At 35.2% G+C, this 23,119-nt stretch carries 19 protein-coding genes, 1 tRNA gene, 1 other RNA gene and 1 pseudogene; 18 read left to right on the forward strand and 4 right to left on the reverse strand.

Annotated elements, in window-relative coordinates:
* The first annotated feature begins 3 nt into the window (after nt 1-3).
* The 3 genes from IDG65_RS08285 (at nt 4) to aaa (ending at nt 2,882) form a co-directional block, all read left to right on the forward strand.
* On the forward strand, nt 4-663 hold the full coding sequence (locus IDG65_RS08285) for a methionine ABC transporter permease (protein ID WP_000467994.1): 660 nt from the start codon (nt 4-6) through the stop codon (nt 661-663).
* A gap of 36 nt (nt 664-699) precedes the next feature.
* Nucleotides 700-1,542, forward strand: coding sequence for a dipeptide ABC transporter glycylmethionine-binding lipoprotein (gene gmpC / locus IDG65_RS08290; protein ID WP_000825530.1), 843 nt, complete (start codon nt 700-702; stop codon nt 1,540-1,542).
* A gap of 332 nt (nt 1,543-1,874) precedes the next feature.
* Nucleotides 1,875-2,882: an autolysin/adhesin Aaa gene (aaa, locus tag IDG65_RS08295; RefSeq protein WP_001170272.1), complete on the forward strand. Its 1,008-nt coding sequence runs from the start codon at nt 1,875-1,877 to the stop codon at nt 2,880-2,882.
* Between the two features lie 184 nt (nt 2,883-3,066).
* Here the strand turns inward: aaa and IDG65_RS08300 are convergent, their stop codons facing one another.
* Nucleotides 3,067-3,336, reverse strand: coding sequence for a hypothetical protein (locus tag IDG65_RS08300; protein WP_001129473.1), 270 nt, complete (start codon nt 3,334-3,336; stop codon nt 3,067-3,069).
* A gap of 148 nt (nt 3,337-3,484) precedes the next feature.
* On the opposite strand from IDG65_RS08300, the gene IDG65_RS08305 reads away from it, so the two are divergent.
* Nucleotides 3,485-3,880 carry an NUDIX hydrolase gene (locus tag IDG65_RS08305; protein WP_000588529.1) on the forward strand — a complete coding sequence of 132 codons (396 nt, stop codon included), beginning with the start codon at nt 3,485-3,487 and terminating at the stop codon, nt 3,878-3,880.
* Nucleotides 3,870-4,355: a GNAT family N-acetyltransferase gene (locus IDG65_RS08310; RefSeq protein WP_000183671.1), complete on the forward strand. Its 486-nt coding sequence runs from the start codon at nt 3,870-3,872 to the stop codon at nt 4,353-4,355. The genes IDG65_RS08305 and IDG65_RS08310 overlap by 11 nt, the downstream gene beginning before the upstream one ends.
* Before the next feature lie 168 nt (nt 4,356-4,523).
* Here IDG65_RS08310 and IDG65_RS08315 read toward each other — a convergent pair whose 3' ends face one another.
* From IDG65_RS08315 to gltC, 3 genes are all read right to left on the reverse strand, one after another.
* A complete protein-coding gene (locus IDG65_RS08315; RefSeq protein WP_000994678.1) occupies nt 4,524-5,306 on the reverse strand; it encodes a YibE/F family protein in 783 nt (260 codons plus the stop codon).
* Nucleotides 5,303-6,421, reverse strand: coding sequence for a YibE/F family protein (locus tag IDG65_RS08320; RefSeq protein WP_014667684.1), 1,119 nt, complete (start codon nt 6,419-6,421; stop codon nt 5,303-5,305). Before IDG65_RS08320 ends, IDG65_RS08315 begins: the two co-directional genes overlap by 4 nt.
* Nucleotides 6,422-6,535: 114 nt before the next feature.
* On the reverse strand, nt 6,536-7,420 hold the full coding sequence (gltC, locus tag IDG65_RS08325) for a glutamate biosynthesis transcriptional regulator GltC (protein ID WP_000403914.1): 885 nt from the start codon (nt 7,418-7,420) through the stop codon (nt 6,536-6,538).
* Nucleotides 7,421-7,600: 180 nt separating this feature from the next.
* Here gltC and gltB point away from each other — a divergent pair, with 180 nt between their 5' ends.
* From gltB to IDG65_RS08390, 13 genes and pseudogenes are all read left to right on the forward strand, one after another.
* Entirely contained in the window at nt 7,601-12,100 is a 4,500-nt protein-coding gene (gene gltB, locus IDG65_RS08330) for a glutamate synthase large subunit (protein WP_031928728.1), read from the forward strand.
* Nucleotides 12,101-12,117: 17 nt separating this feature from the next.
* Nucleotides 12,118-13,581, forward strand: a complete 1,464-nt coding sequence (locus IDG65_RS08335) for a glutamate synthase subunit beta (protein WP_000503590.1) — start codon at nt 12,118-12,120, stop codon at nt 13,579-13,581.
* A gap of 268 nt (nt 13,582-13,849) precedes the next feature.
* Nucleotides 13,850-13,942, forward strand: a tRNA-Ser gene (locus IDG65_RS08340).
* A gap of 470 nt (nt 13,943-14,412) precedes the next feature.
* On the forward strand, nt 14,413-15,840 hold the full coding sequence (gene treP / locus IDG65_RS08345; protein WP_000279370.1) for a PTS system trehalose-specific EIIBC component: 1,428 nt from the start codon (nt 14,413-14,415) through the stop codon (nt 15,838-15,840).
* A 63-nt stretch (nt 15,841-15,903) separates the two neighbouring features.
* Nucleotides 15,904-17,544 (forward strand): alpha,alpha-phosphotrehalase, encoded by a 1,641-nt coding sequence (gene treC, locus IDG65_RS08350; RefSeq protein WP_000031508.1) that lies wholly within the window; start codon nt 15,904-15,906, stop codon nt 17,542-17,544.
* Nucleotides 17,545-17,568: 24 nt separating this feature from the next.
* Nucleotides 17,569-18,297 carry a trehalose operon repressor gene (gene treR, locus IDG65_RS08355; RefSeq protein ID WP_001118676.1) on the forward strand — a complete coding sequence of 243 codons (729 nt, stop codon included), beginning with the start codon at nt 17,569-17,571 and terminating at the stop codon, nt 18,295-18,297.
* Nucleotides 18,298-18,358: 61 nt separating this feature from the next.
* An RNA gene (ffs, locus tag IDG65_RS08360) (signal recognition particle sRNA large type) lies at nt 18,359-18,628 on the forward strand.
* A 72-nt stretch (nt 18,629-18,700) separates the two neighbouring features.
* Nucleotides 18,701-18,802 carry a hypothetical protein gene (locus tag IDG65_RS08365; protein ID WP_001790661.1) on the forward strand — a complete coding sequence of 34 codons (102 nt, stop codon included), beginning with the start codon at nt 18,701-18,703 and terminating at the stop codon, nt 18,800-18,802.
* Nucleotides 18,803-18,939: 137 nt separating this feature from the next.
* A complete protein-coding gene (locus tag IDG65_RS08370) occupies nt 18,940-19,464 on the forward strand; it encodes a GNAT family N-acetyltransferase (RefSeq protein ID WP_001167828.1) in 525 nt (174 codons plus the stop codon).
* A 68-nt stretch (nt 19,465-19,532) separates the two neighbouring features.
* A complete protein-coding gene (dnaX, locus tag IDG65_RS08375) occupies nt 19,533-21,230 on the forward strand; it encodes a DNA polymerase III subunit gamma/tau (RefSeq protein ID WP_001109037.1) in 1,698 nt (565 codons plus the stop codon).
* 89 nt (nt 21,231-21,319) lie between these two features.
* Nucleotides 21,320-21,637: a YbaB/EbfC family nucleoid-associated protein gene (locus tag IDG65_RS08380; RefSeq protein WP_001213992.1), complete on the forward strand. Its 318-nt coding sequence runs from the start codon at nt 21,320-21,322 to the stop codon at nt 21,635-21,637.
* A 6-nt stretch (nt 21,638-21,643) separates the two neighbouring features.
* Nucleotides 21,644-22,240 carry a recombination mediator RecR gene (gene recR, locus IDG65_RS08385; protein ID WP_000559159.1) on the forward strand — a complete coding sequence of 199 codons (597 nt, stop codon included), beginning with the start codon at nt 21,644-21,646 and terminating at the stop codon, nt 22,238-22,240.
* A gap of 204 nt (nt 22,241-22,444) precedes the next feature.
* Nucleotides 22,445-22,550: pseudogene (locus IDG65_RS08390) on the forward strand (hypothetical protein).
* Nucleotides 22,551-23,119: the final 569 nt, after the last annotated feature.

The following is a 23,119-nucleotide window of genomic DNA, read 5'->3' on the forward strand; positions in this document are numbered from 1 at the left end:
CATATGTTTGGTTCTGATTTAGACAGTGCACAGTTATTACAAGCATTGTACGAAACGCTATATATGGTATCTATTGCTTTATTTTTAGGAGCAGTGATTGGTATTCCATTAGGTGTCTTATTGGTAATTACTCGAAAACAAGGCATATGGCCCAATATAGTGATACATCAAGTTTTAAATCCTTTAATCAATATTTTAAGGTCACTACCATTTATTATTTTGTTAATTGCGATTGTGCCATTCACAAAATTAGTAGTAGGTACTTCAATTGGTACGACTGCTGCCATCGTGCCTTTAACAGTATATGTGGCACCTTACATTGCAAGACTTGTTGAAAACTCATTATTGGAAGTAGACGAGGGGATTATTGAAGCGGCGAAAGCGATGGGCGCTTCACCACTACAAATCATTAGATATTTTTTAATCCCTGAAGCGTTAGGTTCATTAGTATTAGCAATTACCACTGCGATTATTGGACTTATTGGAAGTACGGCGATGGCAGGAGCTGTTGGCGGTGGTGGTATAGGAGACTTAGCTTTAGTGTATGGTTATCAAAGATTTGATACGACGGTCATTATTATTACCGTTATTGTATTAGTCATTATTGTCCAAGTGATTCAAACGCTAGGGAATGTTCTAGCTAGATTCATACGTAGACATTAATGGTATATAGTGAAGATTTTGAAAGGAATTGATAGAATGAAAAGATTGATTGGGTTAGTTATCGTAGCACTTGTATTATTAGCAGCGTGTGGTAGTAACAATGATAAAAAAGTAACAATTGGTGTCGCATCAAATGATACTAAGGCTTGGGAGAAGGTTAAAGAATTAGCTAAAAAAGATGATATTGATGTGGAGATTAAGCACTTTTCCGATTACAATTTACCGAATAAAGCATTAAACGATGGTGATATTGATATGAATGCATTCCAACATTTTGCATTTTTAGATCAGTATAAGAAGGCACATAAAGGAACAAAGATTTCAGCATTAAGTACAACAGTTTTAGCACCGTTGGGCATTTACTCAGATAAAATTAAAGATGTCAAAAAGGTTAAAGATGGTGCTAAAGTTGTCATTCCAAATGATGTATCAAACCAAGCACGTGCACTTAAACTATTAGAAGCAGCTGGTTTAATAAAACTGAAAAAAGATTTCGGTTTGGCAGGCACGGTGAAAGATATAACGTCAAATCCAAAACATTTAAAAATTACTGCAGTAGATGCACAACAAACTGCGCGTGCTTTATCTGATGTCGATATTGCAGTTATTAATAATGGTGTAGCAACTAAAGCGGGTAAAGATCCTAAAAATGATCCGATATTTTTAGAAAAATCAAATTCAGATGCTGTAAAGCCATATATTAATATTGTTGCAGTTAATGACAAAGACTTGGATAACAAAACATATGCTAAAATCGTAGAATTGTATCATTCAAAAGAAGCTCAAAAAGCGTTGCAGGAAGATGTCAAAGATGGAGAGAAACCTGTTAATTTATCTAAAGATGAGATTAAGGCAATAGAAACGTCATTAGCAAAATAAATAATATTGCGTCCTACAAGCAAAGTTCATGCTTATGTTTGTAGGGCGTTATTGTTTGACAATAAAATTATTTCCAATAGAGAAAGGGATTGTAATCATTTTATAGTGAAATATTATGAAATTGTAATAATTTAGATATTGTAAAATCTAATAAGTTGTAATAATTTTAAGGGGTAATTATAAAATTTGATGATACAGTATATGATTTTTTTGTAATCATAATGTCATCAAACATCAACCTATTATACATAATTAAATCGTATAATGATGTAGTATTCATAAATTCGGATAAAAAGAATGTTAGGAAAGTTAAGCAAGAGGAGGATTTTAAAGTGCAAAAAAAAGTAATTGCAGCTATTATTGGGACAAGCGCGATTAGCGCTGTTGCGGCAACTCAAGCAAATGCGGCTACAACTCACACAGTAAAACCGGGTGAATCAGTGTGGGCAATTTCAAATAAGTATGGGATTTCGATTGCTAAATTAAAGTCATTAAACAATTTAACATCTAATCTAATTTTCCCAAACCAAGTACTAAAAGTATCTGGCTCAAGTAATTCTACGAGCAATAGTAGCCGTCCATCAACAAATTCAGGTGGCGGATCATACTATACAGTACAAGCAGGTGACTCATTGTCATTAATCGCATCTAAATATGGTACAACTTACCAAAACATTATGCGACTTAATGGTTTAAATAATTTCTTTATTTATCCAGGTCAAAAATTAAAAGTATCAGGTACTGCAAGCTCAAGTAATTCTGCGAGCAATAGTAGCCGTCCATCAACGAATTCAAGCGGTGGATCATACTACACAGTACAAGCAGGTGACTCATTGTCATTAATCGCTTCAAAATATGGTACAACTTACCAAAAAATTATGAGCTTAAATGGCTTAAATAATTTCTTTATATATCCGGGTCAAAAATTAAAAGTAACTGGTAATGCAACATCTTCAAACTCAGCATCTGCAACAACTACGAATAGAGGTTACAATACACCAGTATTCAGTCATCAAAACTTATATACATGGGGTCAATGTACATATCATGTATTTAATCGTCGTGCTGAAATTGGTAAAGGTATTAGTACTTATTGGTGGAATGCTAATAACTGGGATAACGCAGCGGCAGCAGATGGTTACACTATCGACAATAGACCTACTGTAGGTTCTATCGCTCAAACAGATGTAGGTTACTATGGTCATGTTATGTTTGTAGAACGTGTAAATAACGATGGTAGTATTTTAGTTTCAGAAATGAACTATTCAGCTGCACCAGGTATTTTAACTTACAGAACGGTACCAGCTTACCAAGTAAATAATTATAGATATATTCACTAAAGTCTTACGTATATAAATATATAATGAATTCCTATTACATTTCACAAGCTGAAAAGTTGGATTGAATCCTAAACTTTATGGCGGGGCTATCAAAGTCGTGATTGTTGTAATAGGAATTTTTGTATATGAAAAAGGATTGGTCGAATGAACTTCATGTTCTATGTTCGACCAATCCTTTTCTGAATTAGTATTCATGCTTTACTTTGCGAATGCTTGTAAATAATCTAGCACCGTTTGTTATTAAAGTAACAACTGCCACTGCTTTTTTGAACTTACGTGGTGACTTAATTGAAATGTAAAAGTCTAACACGGTTCCTACAGTGCTTAAACCTAATGAAAGATATACTAATTTTTTATTTTTAGCATGATATTTATAGCCATTGTAGCCGTCGACTATGAAACCTGCGACATTTAGTAAACTTGATAAACGTTGTGATTTGGAACGTTTTGCCATAATATTAATTCCCCCTAGTATCTTCTGTTTATATGAAAAGTTGGGTGCGCTGAATTGCTAACGTTTTGCGCTATAACTACTCATATATGATAACATAATTGTACAGTATAATTTGAAAAATTGATTTCACAAAGTTGGGGTGTCAAAGATGATTAAATGTGTCTGTTTAGTTGAAGAAACAGCTGATAAAATATTGCTTGTTCAAGTAAGGAATCGCGAAAAGTATTATTTCCCAGGTGGTAAAATAGAAGAAGGGGAATCACAAGTACAAGCGCTGTTAAGAGAAGTAAAAGAAGAATTAAATTTAACATTAACAATGGATGAAATTGAATATATCGGGACAATTGTAGGTCCTGCATATCCACAACAGGATATGTTAACTGAGTTAAATGGATTTCGCGCATTAACCAAAATCGATTGGGAAAACGTAACTATCAATAATGAAATTACGGATATACGCTGGATGGATAAAGATAATGATGCGTTGATTGCGCCTGCTGTCAAAGTTTGGATTGAAACGTATGGTGGTAAACATGACAAATAATGACACCATCATGTTACGACATTATGTCCCACAAGATTATTCGATGTTAGAAGCTTTTCAATTAAGTGAAAGTGATTTGAAGTTTGTTAAAACGCCAGAGGAAAATATTACAGCTGCAATGTCTGATAATGAAAGGTATCCCATCGTTGTAATGGATGGCAGGCAATGTGTGGCCTTTTTTACATTACATCGTGGAAAAGGGGTCGCACCATTTAGCGATAACCAAGATGCAGTATTTTTCAGGTCATTTAGTGTTGATCAACGTTATCGTAATAGAGGAATAGGTAAAGTGGTAATGGAAAAATTGGCGTCATTTATCACTTCAACATTTCAGGGTATTAATGAGATTGTGTTAACGGTTAATACTGACAATCCACATGCCATGGCACTTTATCGCCAACAAGGATATCAATATATGGGAGATAGTATGTTCGTCGGAAGACCTGTTCATATTATGGCGTTAACTATAAAATAAATTAAATTTAAAAGCATCTTTACTCATCGTCGATCACAACAATTAATGATGAATAAAGGTGCTTTTTGTTATAGATCACCGGACAATTTACTATAGTAAAAAGCGACCTAGTGAACAATTGACATATATCCACAGGTCGCTTAACTTAAATTATATTGCTAGTTGCGATTAATTGATAGACTCATCATTTTTGCGCTGTCGAGATGGTCTTTTTATTAAAAATGCCGTAATCCAAGCCGTAATCGGAATACTGATTGCAACGGCAATACCGCCTAAAATAATAGAAATAAATTCTTGAGCAAATATTTTCGAGTTTATAATATGACCAAATGAATATTTAAGTTTGAAAAACCAAATAAATAAAGCAAGTTGGCCACCAAAAAAGGCAAGGTAAATCGTGTTCGCAGATGTCGCTAAAATTTCTCTACCAACACGCATGCCAGATTGGAATAATTCGTATTGCGTAAGTGTTGGATTCACTTGATGCAATTCATAAATGGGTGAACTAATGGTAATCGTTAAATCTATCACAGCTGCAATAACAGCAAGAATAATAGTGAACACCATAAATTGAACCATATCAATGCCAATATTCATTGAATACACATATGTTTCATCTTGTTGTTCGGTTGAAAAGCCTTGTAGATGACCGAAGTAGACCGATAAATAAATGAGTGTAATCAACAATATTGTTGTAACGATAGTGCTGATAAATGCAGCTTGTGTTTTAACATTGTAACTATTGAGTACGAATAAATTACAAGCGCCAATAATAATGCAGAAAAAGAATGTGACGACATAAATCGGTACGCCAAAAATAATCAACACAATACTAATAATTAAAATAGCGAAATTTAAAAATAGGGTTAAATAAGAGATGAATCCCTTTTTACCTCCGAAAATTATCATCAGAAAGAGGAGCAATAACGCCAATATAAATACAGCATTCATTGTTTCGCCCTCCTTAATGTTTCAAATATTTCCATAAACAATATTGTGATAGGAATTGTAAGTACGATACCTATACCGCCTGTTAGTGCGCGCGCAATTTCTAACGACCAATTCATCGAAATAGTATAAGTCACAGTATTTGCATTTTTTAAAAAGATTAAAAACATAGGTAGTGCACCAGATAAATATGAGAATAATAAGATGTTAGTCATTGTTCCCATAATATCTTGGCCGATGTATCGCCCAGCAAGCGCCCATCTCCTCATTGAAATGTGTGGCGTACGCTGTAAAATTTCATGCATACCACTAGCAATTGTAATTGCAACATCCATAATAGCGCCAAGTGAACCTATTAACACTGAGGCTAGGAAGATATCTTTCGGTGGTAATGATAAAAAGTTCATCGTTTCATATTTAATGCCTTTACCATCTGTCATATATATGATTAATTCTGTTAAACCTATACTCAAAAAAGTTCCGATAATTGTACTGGCTATGGTAATGAGTGTACGCATATGCCAGCCTGTAACGAGCAATAAAGTGAGTACTGTTGAACAGATCATGGCAATGGTCATGAGTAAGAATAAATTAATATTGCTATGTTGAATATGAATGTAAATTGCGATTAATATGGCAATAGAATTCAAGATTAACGATAAAATCGATTGCAGTCCGACTTTGCGACCAACCAATAATACAGTTAATAAGAACAAACCAGTGATGATAACCGTTAAGGTATCACGCTTCTTTTCTATAATATAAGCATCACTCGGCTTGTTAGAAATATGTAATAATACTTTTTCGTGTGTGCGAAATGCCTCAGAATCTGCTTGTGATTTGACGTACTGATGATTAATCGTCGTTGTTTCTCCAGCAAATTGACCATTTAATATTTTGACTTTTAATTGATTTTTATATTTAATATCACGATTATTTTGTGCATCTTTTGTAGGTGTCGAAGAAACATGTTTGACATCTATAATTTGACCAATTGGTTTGTTGTAAAAGTTCTCATTATTGAATGTAAATAAAATAGCACCAATGAATGCGATGCAGAACAAACCTAAAATTATATTAAATGGCTTTGTAAATAAATTTCTATATTTCAAAAACAAAACCCCAATTCTATGAATGAATTAATATGGTGATTATACGCCCTTAATTTTTTATTTTCAAAGATATTACTGCTAAGTGTAAAACGAAAATCATCATTGATAGCATCGAATTACTTAATGGAATGTAGACGTTTTAGTCATTAATTGCTGAATAAGTGTTAATAATATGCCAATATCACTCTTTGTATAAGGCTCCTTTGTAATAGCACATATCGTTCTTTTTAATTCAGTATGATCTAATTTTATATCTATCCATGATTTAGATTCTGGTAAATGTATATTTTGTGATGAAATGATGTAACCTTCTTTTTGACGAAGGAGATACTGCGCAAGTGGTTGGCTACTGATTGTGTATACATCTGATTTAGTAATCTTGCGCAATTGTTTTTTTACAGTTTCGGCAAATGGTGCCAAGCAATAAATATGACTATGCTCAAACTGAATTAATGGTGGGTGTGTCGCCATCGTAATTGGATCGTCTGAAGGCGCATATAAATGATAGTGCTCTTCGAATAAAGGTAGCATATGTAATTGTTTGTGTTTACGTATTTCTGGTGTAAGTTCCGTGAAACCAATGTCTATATTCCCATTTAATACGCTATTTATAATTGTGTCATGTTCTAATAAATTAGGGATGACATGTGTATCATTTTGTAAATGAAACGTTTGGATAAGTGGTAGTAACATGTGGGATACGTCACTCTCATCATAGCCAATGTAGATACTTTTATTTTTAGTTAATCCATGGCTTTGAAATTGTTCAATCGTGCTATCTAAATGTTCAATAATACGCAGAGCTTCATTAAATAATAATTTTCCTTCAGATGTGAGCGTAATATTGCGTCCTTGCTTTTTAAATAAAGACACATTAAGTTCTTGTTCTAATAATGTAATTTGACGGCTTATCGCTGATTGAGCAATGTTTAGTTCAAGTGCTGTTTCGGAGATATGTTCTCTTTTAGCGACCTCGATAAAATATCTTAATTGTTTAATTTCCATAGCGATATAGGCACCTCCAAAAATGAGTGTTTTGTAACTATTATAGCAATATTATTGATAAATGTTCTATTTTTTAGATGAATATCTTCTATTTTATATATTGAACAGATAAATTTTTTAGATTATAGTAATTATCATTAATAACTAATATCAGAATATTCTAAAAAAGGGGTGTGCATCATGCACAATGAGAAATTAATTAAAGGCTTATATGACTATCGTGAGGAACATGATGCGTGTGGTATTGGTTTTTATGCGAATATGGATAATAAAAGGTCTCACGACATCATTGATAAATCGCTTGAAATGTTGCGACGCTTAGATCATAGGGGCGGGGTCGGCGCAGATGGCATCACTGGTGATGGCGCAGGTATTATGACTGAAATACCTTTTGCATTTTTCAAACAACATGTAACGGACTTTGATATCCCAGGTGAAGGTGAATATGCCGTGGGGTTATTTTTTTCCAAAGAACGCGTTTTAGGTTCTGAACATGAAGCAGTTTTTAAAAAATATTTTGAAGGCGAAGGGTTATCAATTCTTGGTTATCGTAATGTACCAGTTAATAAAGATGCCATTGCTAAACATGTAGCAGATACGATGCCAGTCATTCAACAAGTGTTTATTGATATTAGGGACATTGAAGATGTTGAAAAGCATTTGTTTTTAGCGAGAAAACAATTAGAGTTTTATTCGACTCAGTGCGATTTAGAATTGTATTTTACGAGCTTATCACGCAAAACAATTGTATATAAAGGTTGGTTACGATCAGACCAAATTAAAAAACTCTATACAGATTTATCGGATGATTTATATCAATCAAAGCTAGGGTTAGTGCATTCGAGATTTAGTACGAATACATTCCCGAGTTGGAAAAGGGCACATCCTAACCGTATGTTAATGCATAATGGTGAGATTAACACGATTAAAGGTAATGTAAACTGGATGCGAGCACGCCAACATAAATTAATCGAAACATTATTTGGCGAGGATCAACATAAAGTGTTTCAAATTGTCGATGAGGATGGTAGTGACTCTGCTATTGTAGATAATGCGCTAGAGTTCTTATCGTTAGCCATGGAGCCAGAAAAGGCAGCGATGTTACTCATACCTGAACCTTGGTTATATAATGAAGCGAATGATGCAAATGTACGTGCGTTTTATGAATTTTATAGTTATTTAATGGAACCGTGGGATGGTCCTACAATGATTTCGTTCTGTAACGGTGACAAACTTGGCGCGCTTACAGATAGAAATGGATTACGTCCAGGTCGTTATACGATTACTAAAGATAACTTTATTGTCTTTTCATCTGAAGTGGGTGTTGTGGACGTACCTGAAAGTAATGTTGCTTTTAAAGGTCAATTGAATCCTGGAAAGTTATTGCTTGTTGATTTTAAACAGAATAAAGTCATTGAAAATAATGATTTAAAAGGTGCGATTGCTGGAGAATTACCATATAAAGCGTGGATTGATAACCATAAAGTTGACTTTGATTTTGAAAATATACAATATCAAGATTCGCAATGGAAAGATGAGACGTTATTTAAATTACAACGTCAGTTTGCATACACGAAAGAAGAGATTCATAAGTATATTCAGGAACTTGTAGAAGGTAAGAAGGATCCTATCGGTGCAATGGGATATGATGCGCCAATTGCAGTGTTGAACGAGCGACCAGAATCACTATTTAATTACTTTAAACAGCTGTTTGCACAAGTTACGAATCCACCAATTGATGCGTATCGTGAAAAAATCGTAACGAGTGAACTTTCTTATTTAGGTGGCGAAGGTAACTTACTAGCACCTGATGAAACGGTTTTAGATCGTATTCAATTGAAAAGGCCGGTATTGAATGAATCACACTTAGCAGCGATTGATCAGGAACATTTTAAATTAACTTATTTATCAACGGTATATGAAGGGGACTTGGAAGATGCGTTAGAAGCATTAGGCCGAGAAGCAGTGAATGCTGTAAAGCAAGGCGCTCAAATTCTAGTGTTAGATGACAGTGGATTAGTTGATAGCAATGGCTTTGCAATGCCGATGTTACTCGCAATAAGTCATGTGCATCAATTACTTATTAAAGCAGATTTACGTATGTCTACAAGTTTAGTCGCTAAATCTGGTGAGACACGAGAAGTGCATCATGTTGCTTGTTTACTCGCATATGGCGCGAATGCAATTGTGCCATACCTAGCGCAACGTACAGTTGAACAACTGACATTGACAGAAGGGTTACAAGGCACCGTTGTCGATAATGTTAAGACATATACGGATGTATTGTCGGAAGGTGTCATTAAAGTAATGGCTAAGATGGGAATTTCGACAGTGCAAAGTTATCAAGGGGCACAAATATTTGAAGCGATTGGCTTGTCTCATGATGTGATTGATCGTTATTTTACTGGGACACAGTCTAAGTTATCTGGTATTTCGATTGATCAAATTGATGCTGAAAATAAAGCACGTCAACAAAGTGATGATAATTATCTTGCATCAGGTAGTACATTCCAATGGAGACAACAAGGTCAACATCATGCTTTTAATCCGGAATCTATTTTCTTATTGCAGCACGCATGTAAAGAAAATGACTATGCGCAATTTAAAGCATACTCTGAAGCGGTGAACAAAAATAGAACAGATCACATTAGACATTTACTTGAATTTAAAGCATGTACACCGATTGACATCGACCAAGTTGAACCGGTAAGTGACATTGTCAAACGCTTTAATACAGGGGCGATGAGTTATGGATCGATTTCAGCGGAAGCACATGAAACGTTAGCACAAGCCATGAACCAATTAGGTGGAAAGAGTAATAGTGGTGAAGGTGGCGAAGATGCAAAACGTTATGAAGTACAAGTTGATGGAAGCAACAAAGTAAGTGCGATTAAACAAGTTGCTTCTGGGCGGTTTGGTGTAACTAGTGATTATTTACAACATGCCAAAGAAATTCAAATTAAAGTTGCGCAAGGTGCAAAGCCTGGTGAAGGTGGTCAATTACCTGGTACTAAGGTATATCCGTGGATTGCGAAGACAAGAGGGTCAACGCCAGGTATCGGTCTGATTTCACCACCGCCACATCATGATATTTATTCAATAGAAGATTTAGCGCAACTGATACATGATTTGAAAAATGCGAATAAAGATGCAGATATCGCGGTAAAATTAGTTTCGAAAACAGGTGTTGGTACCATTGCATCTGGGGTGGCAAAAGCATTTGCAGATAAAATTGTCATCAGTGGTTACGATGGTGGTACAGGGGCTTCACCTAAAACGAGTATTCAGCATGCCGGTGTTCCTTGGGAGATTGGTTTAGCAGAAACACATCAAACATTAAAACTAAATGACTTAAGAAGTCGTGTTAAGTTAGAAACAGACGGTAAGTTATTAACTGGTAAAGATGTAGCGTACGCATGTGCGCTTGGAGCGGAAGAATTTGGATTTGCAACTGCACCATTAGTGGTGTTGGGCTGTATAATGATGCGTGTATGCCATAAAGATACATGTCCAGTAGGAGTTGCAACTCAAAACAAAGATTTACGTGCTTTATATAGAGGTAAAGCACATCATGTTGTTAATTTTATGCATTTTATTGCACAAGAATTAAGAGAAATTTTAGCATCTTTAGGTTTGAAACGTGTAGAAGACTTAGTTGGAAGAACTGATTTATTACAACGATCATCAACATTAAAAGCGAATAGCAAAGCGGCTAGTATTGATGTTGAAAAACTGTTATGTCCTTTCGATGGGCCAAACACAAAAGAAATTCAACAAAATCATAATCTTGAGCATGGATTTGATTTAACAAATTTATATGAAGTAACGAAGCCATATATTACTGAAGGGCGTCGCTATACAGGTAGCTTTACAGTAAATAATGAACAACGTGATGTAGGAGTTATTACAGGTAGTGAGATTTCGAAACAATATGGAGAAGCAGGACTTCCTGAAAATACAATTAATGTTTATACGAATGGTCATGCTGGTCAAAGTCTTGCAGCATACGCACCGAAAGGCTTAATGATTCATCATACTGGAGATGCGAATGACTATGTTGGTAAAGGATTATCTGGTGGTACGGTCATTGTCAAAGCACCTTTTGAAGAACGACAAAATGAAATTATTGCTGGTAACGTCTCATTCTATGGTGCGACAGGTGGTAAGGCATTTATTAACGGTAGTGCAGGAGAAAGATTCTGTATTAGAAATAGTGGTGTAGATGTTGTCGTTGAAGGTATCGGCGACCATGGATTAGAGTACATGACTGGTGGACATGTCATTAATTTAGGTGATGTAGGTAAGAACTTCGGTCAAGGTATGAGTGGTGGTATTGCTTACGTTATCCCGTCTGATGTAGAAGCTTTTGTTGAAAATAATCAACTAGATACGCTTTCGTTTACAAAGATTAAACACCAAGAAGAAAAAGCATTCATTAAGCAAATGCTGGAAGAACATGTGTCACACACGAATAGTACGAGAGCGATTCATGTGTTAAAACATTTTGATCGCATTGAAGATGTCGTCGTTAAAGTTATTCCTAAAGATTATCAATTAATGATGCAAAAAATTCATTTGCACAAATCATTACATGACAATGAAGATGAAGCGATGTTAGCTGCATTTTACGATGACAGTAAAACAATCGACGCTAAACATAAACCAGCCGTTGTGTATTAAGGAAAGGGGGAGATACGATGGGTGAATTTAAAGGATTTATGAAGTATGACAAACAGTACTTAGGTGAATTATCACTGGTAGACCGTTTGAAGCATCATAAAGCATATCAACAACGATTTACTAAAGAAGATGCCTCTATCCAAGGTGCGCGATGTATGGATTGTGGAACGCCGTTTTGTCAAACCGGACAACAGTATGGTAGGGAAACAATAGGTTGTCCAATTGGAAACTACATTCCTGAATGGAACGACTTAGTGTATCATCAAGATTTTAAAACTGCTTATGAACGCTTAAGCGAAACAAATAACTTTCCTGACTTTACAGGGCGTGTATGTCCTGCACCATGCGAAAGTGCTTGTGTGATGAAGATTAATAGAGAATCGATTGCGATTAAAGGTATTGAACGCACAATTATTGATGAAGCTTTTGAAAATGGTTGGGTAGCGCCGAAAGTTCCGAGTCGCCGTAGAGATGAAAAAGTGGCAATCGTTGGAAGCGGTCCAGCAGGATTAACTGCTGCTGAAGAACTTAATCTACTAGGATATCAAGTAACTATTTATGAACGTGCTAGAGAATCAGGCGGTTTATTAATGTATGGTATTCCGAATATGAAACTTGATAAAGATGTGGTTCGACGTCGTATTAAGTTAATGGAAGAAGCGGGCATTACTTTCATTAATGGTGTTGAAGTAGGCGTTGATATTGATAAAGCAACGTTAGAATCTGAGTATGATGCCATTATATTATGTACTGGTGCACAAAAAGGTAGAGATTTACCTTTAGAAGGACGCATGGGTGATGGTATACATTTCGCTATGGATTATTTAACTGAACAAACGCAGCTGTTAAATGGAGAAATTGATGATATTACAATAACTGCAAAAGATAAGAATGTCATTATCATTGGTGCTGGTGATACAGGGGCAGACTGTGTAGCGACAGCATTAAGAGAAAATTGTAAATCGATTGTTCAATTTAATAAATATACGAAATTGCCAGAAGCAATTACATTTACAGAAAATGCATCATGGCCTTTAGCAATGCCGGTGTTTAAAATGGACTATGCGCACCAAGAGTACGAAGCTAAGTTTGGTAAGGAACCACGTGCATATGGTGTTCAAACAATGCGTTACGATGTTGACGATAAAGGACACATACGTGGTTTGTATACTCAAATTTTAGAGCAAGGCGAAAATGGTATGGTCATGAAAGAAGGACCTGAAAGATTTTGGCCTGCTGACCTTGTATTATTATCAATCGGCTTCGAAGGTACAGAACCAACTGTACCGAATGCTTTTAACATTAAAACGGATAGAAATCGAATCGTGGCGGATGATACAAACTATCAAACTAATAATGAAAAAGTATTTGCTGCTGGAGATGCTAGACGTGGTCAAAGTTTAGTTGTATGGGCGATTAAAGAAGGTAGAGGCGTAGCGAAAGCAGTAGATCAGTATTTAGCGAGTAAAGTTTGTGTATAATCTTTGTATGGAAATGGTGGTTACGTTGACGTTGTGGCATGCTGAATCGAGTTTGAAATAATCTAGTATCTATCAACGTCACATGCTATCATTGTAACCTAAAAACAAAGGTTTGTAAGACAACAAATAGATTAATTATAAGTAGTGATTTTTTACATTCGTTTATAGGTCAACTGTAGTGGAAGACAATGATTTGTGGTAATCATGTAATGCTTAAAAACAATATTGACTTTTACAGAACGTTCATATATGATAAATATTGTGTTTAGGAGGAATACCCAAGTCCGGCTGAAGGGATCGGTCTTGAAAACCGACAGGGGCTTAACGGCTCGCGGGGGTTCGAATCCCTCTTCCTCCGCCATCAATATTTATATTAAATACTATATATAATGAAGGTAAGTGCTCAAATTTTGAGTATTTACCTTTTTTATTTGTCTTTGAATGACTCGTAATTTTTGATAATAGAAATGATAAGGCATTGAGATTGGAAGGGCATTTGGCTTGTGCAATATACATAGCTAAATGTCTTTTTTGTTTTGTGAAATATGATGGATGGCTTGTGTGGACAAGTTTGCTATTTATAGATATGCATTTTTCAATTTAGGAGTTGGCCATGCATCTACACTTTATAATGGTGAGAGCGTGGTGAGGTATTGTTAATAACGCAATTGTAGCGAGGAGTTATTGCTACATATGTCGTTATGGCTCATTGATTTTCTGAAATGGCTATCCCAGATAATTGTGACAAAATAAAAATATTTCTTTGAAAGCCTTTACATAACTTGTCTAGACAAGTTATACTCATTTTAAGACATTAAGGGAGTGAAATATATGGCTGTAAAAAGAGAAGATGTAAAAGCCATCGTAACCGCTATTGGGGGAAAAGAAAATCTTGAAGCTGCAACGCATTGTGTAACACGATTACGTTTAGTGCTGAAGGATGAAAGTAAAGTTGATAAAGACGCATTAAGTAATAACGCGTTGGTCAAGGGGCAGTTTAAAGCAGACCATCAATATCAAATTGTCATTGGTCCAGGAACAGTCGATGAAGTGTATAAGCAGTTTATTGATGAAACAGGTGCTCAAGAAGCTTCGAAAGATGAAGCGAAAAAAGCAGCTGCACAAAAAGGGAATCCAGTACAACGTTTGATCAAATTGTTGGGGGATATTTTTATACCAATATTACCTGCGATTGTGACAGCTGGTTTGTTAATGGGAATCAATAATTTACTTACAATGAAAGGTTTATTTGGTCCAAAAGCACTTATTGAGATGTATCCACAAATTGCTGATATTTCAAACATCATTAATGTGATTGCGAGTACGGCATTTATTTTCTTACCAGCATTAATTGGTTGGAGTAGTATGCGTGTATTTGGTGGTAGTCCGATTCTAGGCATAGTCTTAGGTTTGATTTTAATGCATCCGCAATTAGTATCTCAGTATGATTTGGCAAAAGGGAATATTCCGACGTGGAACTTATTTGGCTTAGAGATTAAGCAGTTGAATTACCAAGGTCAAGTGTTGCCAGTTTTAATTGCAGCTTATGTTCTAGCTAAAATTGAAAAAGGATTAAATAAAGTCGTTCACGATTCGATAAAAATGTTGGTCGTTGGACCCGTAGCGCTTTTAGTTACTGGATTTTTAGCATTTATTATCATTGGACCAGTTGCGTTATTGATTGGTACAGGTATTACATCTGGTGTTACATTTATATTCCAACATGCAGGATGGCTTGGCGGAGCAATATATGGATTGTTATATGCACCACTTGTAATTACAGGACTACACCATATGTTTTTAGCAGTAGATTTCCAATTGATGGGTAGCAGCTTAGGCGGTACGTATTTATGGCCAATTGTTGCGATTTCCAATATTTGTCAGGGCTCTGCAGCATTTGGAGCATGGTTTGTCTATAAACGTCGTAAAATGGTTAAAGAAGAAGGCTTGGCATTAACATCTTGTATTTCTGGTATGTTAGGTGTTACTGAACCAGCTATGTTTGGTGTGAACTTACCTCTGAAATATCCATTTATCGCTGCGATATCAACGTCTTGTGTATTGGGGGCAATCGTTGGTATGAATAACGTACTTGGAAAAGTTGGTGTTGGTGGCGTGCCAGCATTCATTTCAATTCAAAAAGAATTTTGGCCAGTATATCTTATTGTGACAGCTATTGCTATTGTTGTACCATGTATACTAACAATTGTGATGTCTCATTTTAGTAAACAAAAAGCGAAAGAAATTGTTGAAGATTAATAAAATAAAAAAGGGGCGTTCGTTATTTGGACGTCCTTTATTACGTTATAAGGTGGTAATTGTGTGTCGAAAGAAATAGATTGGAGAAAATCCGTTGTATATCAAATTTATCCTAAGTCGTTTAATGATACGACGGGGAATGGTATAGGAGATATCAACGGAATTATAGAAAAATTGGATTATATCAAGTTATTGGGTGTTGATTATATTTGGTTAACACCAGTGTATGAATCACCGATGAATGATAATGGCTATGATATCAGCAATTATTTAGAAATCAACGAAGACTTTGGAACGATGGATGATTTTGAAAAGTTAATCAAAGTTGCTCATCAAAAAGACTTGAAAGTGATGTTAGATATTGTCATTAATCATACGTCGACGGAGCATGAATGGTTTAAAGAAGCCCGTAAATCTAAAGATAACCCTTATAGAGATTATTACTTTTTCAGATCATCTGAAGACGGGCCGCCAACAAATTGGCATTCTAAATTCGGTGGTAATGCATGGAAGTATGATTCTGAGACAGATGAATATTATTTACATTTATTTGATGTCAGTCAAGCTGATTTAAATTGGGATAATCCGGAAGTACGTCAATCGTTATATCGCATAGTCAATCATTGGATAGACTTCGGCGTTGATGGTTTTCGATTTGATGTCATTAACTTAATTTCTAAAGGTGAATTTAAGGACTCTGACAAAATAGGTAAAGAATTTTATACGGATGGTCCTAGAGTGCATGAGTTTCTGCATGAATTAAATCGTCAAACGTTTGGTAACACTGACATGATGACTGTAGGAGAAATGTCTTCGACGACGATTGAAAATTGTATTAAGTATACACAGCCAGAACGCCAAGAATTGAATAGTGTTTTTAATTTTCATCATCTAAAGGTTGATTATGTTGATGGTGAAAAGTGGACAAATGCGAAGCTTGATTTTCATAAGTTAAAGGAAATTCTGATGCAATGGCAACGAGGTATTTATGACGGTGGCGGATGGAACGCGATTTTCTGGTGTAATCATGATCAGCCACGGGTAGTGTCTAGATTTGGTGATGATACGTCGGAAGAGATGAGGATACAAAGTGCTAAAATGTTAGCTATCGCACTGCATATGTTGCAAGGGACGCTATATATTTACCAAGGGGAAGAAATTGGTATGACGGACCCACATTTTACATCAATAGCACAATATCGCGATGTTGAATCGATTAATGCCTACCATCAGTTGTTAAGTGAAGGGCATGCTGAAGCGGATGTATTAGCGATTTTAGGACAGAAGTCACGAGACAATTCGAGAACGCCTATGCAATGGAGTGATGATGTTAATGCTGGATTTACAGCTGGTAAGCCTTGGATTGATATTTCGGAAAATTATCATCAGGTCAACGTTAGACAAGCACTTCAGAATAAAGATTCTATTTTCTACACGTATCAAAAATTAATACAATTAAGACATACGCATGATATTATTACGTATGGAGACATTGTGCCACGTTTTATGGATCATGATCATTTATTTGTTTATGAACGTCATTATAAGAATCAACAATGGCTAGTAATTGCGAATTTCTCAGCATCGGCTGTTGATTTGCCAGAAGGATTGGCTAGAGAAGGTCGTGTTGTGATTCAAACAGGCACAGTGGAAAATAATACGATAAGCGGGTTTGGTGCAATTGTAATCGAAACAAACGCGTAAAATAAATTGAGTGGATGCGTTTATATGGCGAAACAAAAAAAGTTTATGAAGATTTATGAGGCGTTGAAAGAAGATATATTAAACGGGCAGATTCAATATGGTGAACAAATTCCGTCTGAACATGATTTGGTGCAATTGTACCAGTCATCTCGAGAGACCGTGCGTAAGGCATTAGATTTGTTGGCATTAGACGGCATGATTCAAAAGATTCATGGTAAAGGGTCACTTGTCATTTATCAGGAGGTTACAGAGTTTCCATTTTCTGAACTTGTTAGTTTTAAAGAAATGCAAGAAGAAATGGGTGTCGCATATTTAACTGAAGTTGTTGTGAATGAGGTTGTTGAAGCGCATGAAGTTCCAGAAGTTCAACATGCTTTAAACATCAATTCTAGTGAATCACTCATTCATATTGTTAGAACTCGTCGGCTTAACCAACATGTGAAGATTGTTGATGAAGATTATTTTCTAAAGTCGATTGTTTCAGATATAGGTAATGATGTTGCGAGTGATTCTATTTATGATTATTTGGAAAAGGTATTAAATCTTAATATTAGTTATTCAAGTAAGTCTATTACTTTTGAACCGTTTGATGAACAAGCATATCAATTGTTTGGTGATGTATCGGTGGCTTATTCAGCAACAGTTCGAAGTATTGTGTATTTAGAAAATACAATGCCGTTTCAATATAATATTTCAAAACATCTTGCAAATGAATTTAAATTTAATGACTTCTCAAGACGTCGTACAAAGTAAACAATGATATAAATGATTTATACTTGCAATTAACTATTAAAATATAGTAATATATATCTTGCCGTGCTAGGTGGGGAGGTAGCGGTTCCCTGTACTCGAAATCCGCTTTATGCGAGGCTTAATTCCTTTGTTGAGGCCGTATTTTTGCGAAGTCTGCCCAAAGCACGTAGTGTTTGAAGATTTCGGTCCTATGCAATATGAACCCATGAACCATGTCAGGTCCTGACGGAAGCAGCATTAAGTGGATCATCATATGTGCCGTAGGGTAGCCGAGATTTAGCTAACGACTTTGGTTACGTTCGTGAATTACGTTCGATGCTTAGGTGCACGGTTTTTTATTTTTTAAATATTAAACCGATTATTAAGAGTTGAAAATATATATTTATTTATAGAAGCTACTTTCTTGAAGACAATTCAGCGTATTATACGTGGAACATGTTTGTGGGAAGTAGCTTTTTTATATGTGAAGTTTGATTCAAGTGAACTCGATGTACAGTTTGAATGATTTTTGTGTCAATGAAAAGTAAGAAGTTATAATTTGATGATAAAGAAATGATGGTGAAATGAGGGGGAGTATCTTACAATAGAATTATTAATGAGATACGTTATGATTATTGACAATCAAATGCCTACGGAGGACATATGCAAATATATTTAAGTACTTTAACAGAGTTAGATTATGATAAATCTTTAAATAGTATTGAAGAAAGTTTTGATGATAATCCTGAAACGAGTTGGCAAGCACGTGCGAAAGTAAAACATTTAAGAAAATCTCCTTGCTATAATTTTGAATTAGAAGTAATAGCGAAAAATGAAAATAACGATGTCGTTGGACACGTTTTATTAATTGAAGTAGAAATTAATAGTGATGATAAGACGTATTATGGTTTGGCGATTGCCTCTTTATCAGTTCATCCTGAATTACGTGGACAAAAATTAGGTCGTGGCTTGGTTCAAGCAGTAGAAGAGCGTGCCAAAGCACAAGAGTATAGTACGGTTGTTGTAGACCATTGTTTTGACTACTTTGAAAAGTTGGGTTATCAAAATGCTGCTGAGCATGACATTAAATTAGAATCTGGTGATGCACCGTTACTTGTAAAATATTTATGGGATAATTTGACGGATGCACCACACGGAATCGTAAAATTTCCAGAACATTTTTATTAATTGTTCAATTAAGAAGTAAAGGTATTATCATGCTATAATGAGAGGTAATTGTTTATGGAGGTGCTAACTTGAATTATCAAGCCTTATATCGTATGTACAGACCCCAAAGTTTCGAGGATGTCGTCGGACAAGAACATGTCACGAAGACATTGCGCAATGCGATTTCGAAAGAAAAACAGTCGCATGCTTATATTTTTAGTGGTCCGAGAGGTACGGGGAAAACGAGTATTGCCAAAGTGTTTGCTAAAGCAATCAACTGTTTAAATAGCACTGATGGAGAACCTTGTAATGAATGTCATATTTGTAAAGGCATTACGCAGGGGACTAATTCAGATGTGATAGAAATTGATGCTGCTAGTAATAATGGCGTTGATGAAATAAGAAATATTAGAGACAAAGTTAAATATGCACCAAGTGAATCGAAATATAAAGTTTATATTATAGATGAGGTGCACATGCTAACAACAGGTGCTTTTAATGCCCTTTTAAAGACGTTAGAAGAACCTCCAGCACACGCTATTTTTATATTGGCAACGACAGAACCACATAAAATCCCTCCAACAATCATTTCTAGGGCGCAACGTTTTGATTTTAAAGCAATTAGCCTAGATCAAATTGTTGAACGTTTAAAATTTGTAGCAGATGCACAACAAATTGAATGTGAAGATGCAGCCTTGGCATTTATCGCTAAAGCGTCTGAAGGGGGTATGCGTGATGCATTAAGTATTATGGACCAAGCTATTGCATTTGGTGATGGTACGTTAACATTGCAAGATGCGTTGAATGTCACAGGTAGCGTACATGATGAAGCGTTGGATCACTTGTTTGATGATATTGTACAAGGTGACGTACAAGCATCTTTTAAAAAATACCATCAGTTTATAACAGAAGGTAAAGAAGTGAATCGCCTAATAAATGATATGATTTATTTTGTCAGAGATACGATTATGAATAAAACATCTGAGAAAGATACTGAGTATCGAGCACTGATGAACTTAGAATTAGATATGTTATATCAAATGATTGATCTTATTAATGATACATTAGTGTCGATTCGTTTTAGTGTGAATCAAAACGTTCATTTTGAAGTGTTGTTAGTAAAATTAGCTGAGCAGATTAAGGGTCAACCACAAGTGATTGCGAATGTAGCTGAACCAGCACAAATTGCTTCATCGCCAAACACAGATGTATTGTTGCAACGTATGGAACAGTTAGAGCAAGAACTAAAAACACTAAAAGCACAAGGAGTGAGTGTCGCTCCTACTCAAAAATCTTCGAAAAAGCCTGTGAGAGGTATACAAAAATCTAAAAATGCATTTTCAATGCAACAAATTGCAAAAGTGCTAGATAAAGCGAATAAGGCAGATATCAAATTGTTGAAAGATCATTGGCAAGAAGTGATTGATCATGCCAAAAACAATGATAAAAAATCACTCGTTAGTTTATTGCAAAATTCGGAACCTGTGGCGGCAAGTGAAGATCACGTACTTGTGAAATTTGAGGAAGAGATCCATTGTGAAATCGTCAATAAAGACGACGAGAAACGTAGTAGCATAGAAAGTGTTGTATGTAATATCGTTAATAAAAACGTTAAAGTTGTTGGTGTACCATCAGATCAATGGCAAAGAGTTCGAACGGAGTATTTACAAAATCGTAAAAACGAAGGCGATGATATGCCAAAGCAACAAGCGCAACAAACAGATATTGCTCAAAAAGCAAAAGATCTTTTCGGTGAAGAAACTGTACATGTGATAGATGAAGAGTGATACATGACAAGCGATATAATCGTATGTATAATGAAAGAAACATCATTTTATTGATAAATATTTATTGATTTTCAAGGAGGAAATGGAATATGCGCGGTGGCGGAAACATGCAACAAATGATGAAACAAATGCAAAAAATGCAAAAGAAAATGGCTCAAGAACAAGAAAAACTTAAAGAAGAGCGTATTGTAGGAACAGCTGGCGGTGGCATGGTTGCAGTTACTGTAACTGGTCATAAAGAAGTTGTCGACGTTGAAATCAAAGAAGAAGCTGTAGACCCAGATGATATTGAAATGCTACAAGACTTAGTGTTAGCAGCTACTAATGAAGCGATGAATAAAGCTGATGAGCTTACTCAAGAACGTTTAGGTAAACATACTCAAGGCTTAAACATCCCTGGAATGTGATCATAGATGCATTATCCAGAACCTATATCAAAACTTATTGATAGCTTTATGAAATTGCCAGGCATTGGTCCAAAGACAGCCCAACGTCTGGCTTTTCATACCTTAGATATGAAAGAAGACGATGTTGTTCAGTTTGCCAAAGCATTAGTAGATGTTAAAAGAGAATTAACATATTGTAGCGTATGTGGTCACATTACTGAAAATGATCCATGTTATATTTGTGAAGATAAGCAAAGAGATCGTTCAGTTATTTGTGTTGTGGAAGATGACAAAGATGTCATAGCTATGGAAAAAATGAGAGAATACAAAGGTTTATATCACGTTTTACATGGGTCTATTTCGCCTATGGATGGCATTGGACCAGAAGATATTAATATTCCTTCATTGATTGAACGCTTAAAAAGCGATGAAGTTAGCGAATTAATCTTAGCTATGAACCCGAACTTAGAGGGGGAATCTACAGCCATGTATATTTCTAGATTAGTTAAGCCTATAGGTATCAAAGTGACGAGATTAGCACAAGGGTTATCGGTAGGTGGCGATTTAGAGTATGCTGACGAAGTAACTTTATCTAAAGCAATCGCAGGTAGAACAGAAATGTAATGTCTTCTATTAAACATTTTTGAATTTAATACTATAGTAAGAAAAGTCACAGTGTAATCATTGTGGCTTTTTTTATGGTGTGGTGTGATGTACTACTTTATTTGCGGTGTGGCGGTGGTATGGTTTACCTAGTTTTACTGAGGGATGGGTAATCTTTAGGAAGCAAGCCGTTGGTTGTGATTTGTTACTTCTAATAGTAATGATGTGAATTGGATTATCGAATTAGATCTACGGTTATGGTGTGTTGGTGCTATTAATTTGATAAATGCGGTTGATGGTTAATGACTATGCAAATGAAATTCTTTTGTAATTGAAATGATAGATGCTGGCTTAGTAGTTGTACTTCTTTGGTCTAAAGTTTATTAAATCAGCCTGTATAGCGGTGTTTTGAGAGGTTATTTAAAACTTGTAAATTTATTTTTAATTTCTGGTAAAAAAAATAAAGTTCTGTTTTGCGGTTTTTTTGATTGATATGGTTAGAGAAAAATCTGTTTCTTGTTCTAAAAAACGTACTATTTATAAGTGGGGATTTTTTAAGTTCGATTTTTAGGATAAGGGCGTTCAGTACAGATGGCAAAGGTGTAATTTTTACTGTTGTTAAGCAGTTTGAAAGCCTGTATAGTATTTATTTGTTGAGGCAAACAAAACAACTCAACTTAAGAAATAACTTGAATTACTAACGAAAATTAATTTTAAAAAGTTGTTGACTTAAATGTTAATAAAATGTATAATTAATTCTTGTCGGTAAGAAAAATGAACATTGAAAACTGAATGACAATATGTCAACGTTAATTCCAAAAAACGTAACTATAAGTTACAAACATTATTTAGTATTTATGAGCTAATCAAACATCATAATTTTTATGGAGAGTTTGATCC

The organism is Staphylococcus sp. EG-SA-17, from assembly GCF_017151845.1.
GTDB lineage: Bacteria > Bacillota > Bacilli > Staphylococcales > Staphylococcaceae > Staphylococcus > Staphylococcus aureus.

Bases quoted from the DNA above. Each gene is read 5' to 3' on its own strand.
- gltB (WP_031928728.1), top strand. From the start codon at position 7,601: ATGCACAATGAGAAATTAATTAAAGGCTTATATGACTATCGTGAGGAA.
- IDG65_RS08315 (WP_000994678.1), bottom strand. From the start codon at position 5,306: ATGAATGCTGTATTTATATTGGCGTTATTGCTCCTCTTTCTGATGATA.
- treP (WP_000279370.1), top strand. From the start codon at position 14,413: ATGGCTGTAAAAAGAGAAGATGTAAAAGCCATCGTAACCGCTATTGGG.
- IDG65_RS08310 (WP_000183671.1), top strand. From the start codon at position 3,870: ATGACAAATAATGACACCATCATGTTACGACATTATGTCCCACAAGAT.
- IDG65_RS08380 (WP_001213992.1), top strand. From the start codon at position 21,320: ATGCGCGGTGGCGGAAACATGCAACAAATGATGAAACAAATGCAAAAA.
- gmpC (WP_000825530.1), top strand. From the start codon at position 700: ATGAAAAGATTGATTGGGTTAGTTATCGTAGCACTTGTATTATTAGCA.
- IDG65_RS08300 (WP_001129473.1), bottom strand. From the start codon at position 3,336: ATGGCAAAACGTTCCAAATCACAACGTTTATCAAGTTTACTAAATGTC.
- IDG65_RS08285 (WP_000467994.1), top strand. From the start codon at position 4: ATGTTTGGTTCTGATTTAGACAGTGCACAGTTATTACAAGCATTGTAC.
- IDG65_RS08305 (WP_000588529.1), top strand. From the start codon at position 3,485: ATGATTAAATGTGTCTGTTTAGTTGAAGAAACAGCTGATAAAATATTG.
- treR (WP_001118676.1), top strand. From the start codon at position 17,569: ATGGCGAAACAAAAAAAGTTTATGAAGATTTATGAGGCGTTGAAAGAA.
- gltC (WP_000403914.1), bottom strand. From the start codon at position 7,420: ATGGAAATTAAACAATTAAGATATTTTATCGAGGTCGCTAAAAGAGAA.
- recR (WP_000559159.1), top strand. From the start codon at position 21,644: ATGCATTATCCAGAACCTATATCAAAACTTATTGATAGCTTTATGAAA.
- IDG65_RS08370 (WP_001167828.1), top strand. From the start codon at position 18,940: ATGCAAATATATTTAAGTACTTTAACAGAGTTAGATTATGATAAATCT.
- IDG65_RS08335 (WP_000503590.1), top strand. From the start codon at position 12,118: ATGGGTGAATTTAAAGGATTTATGAAGTATGACAAACAGTACTTAGGT.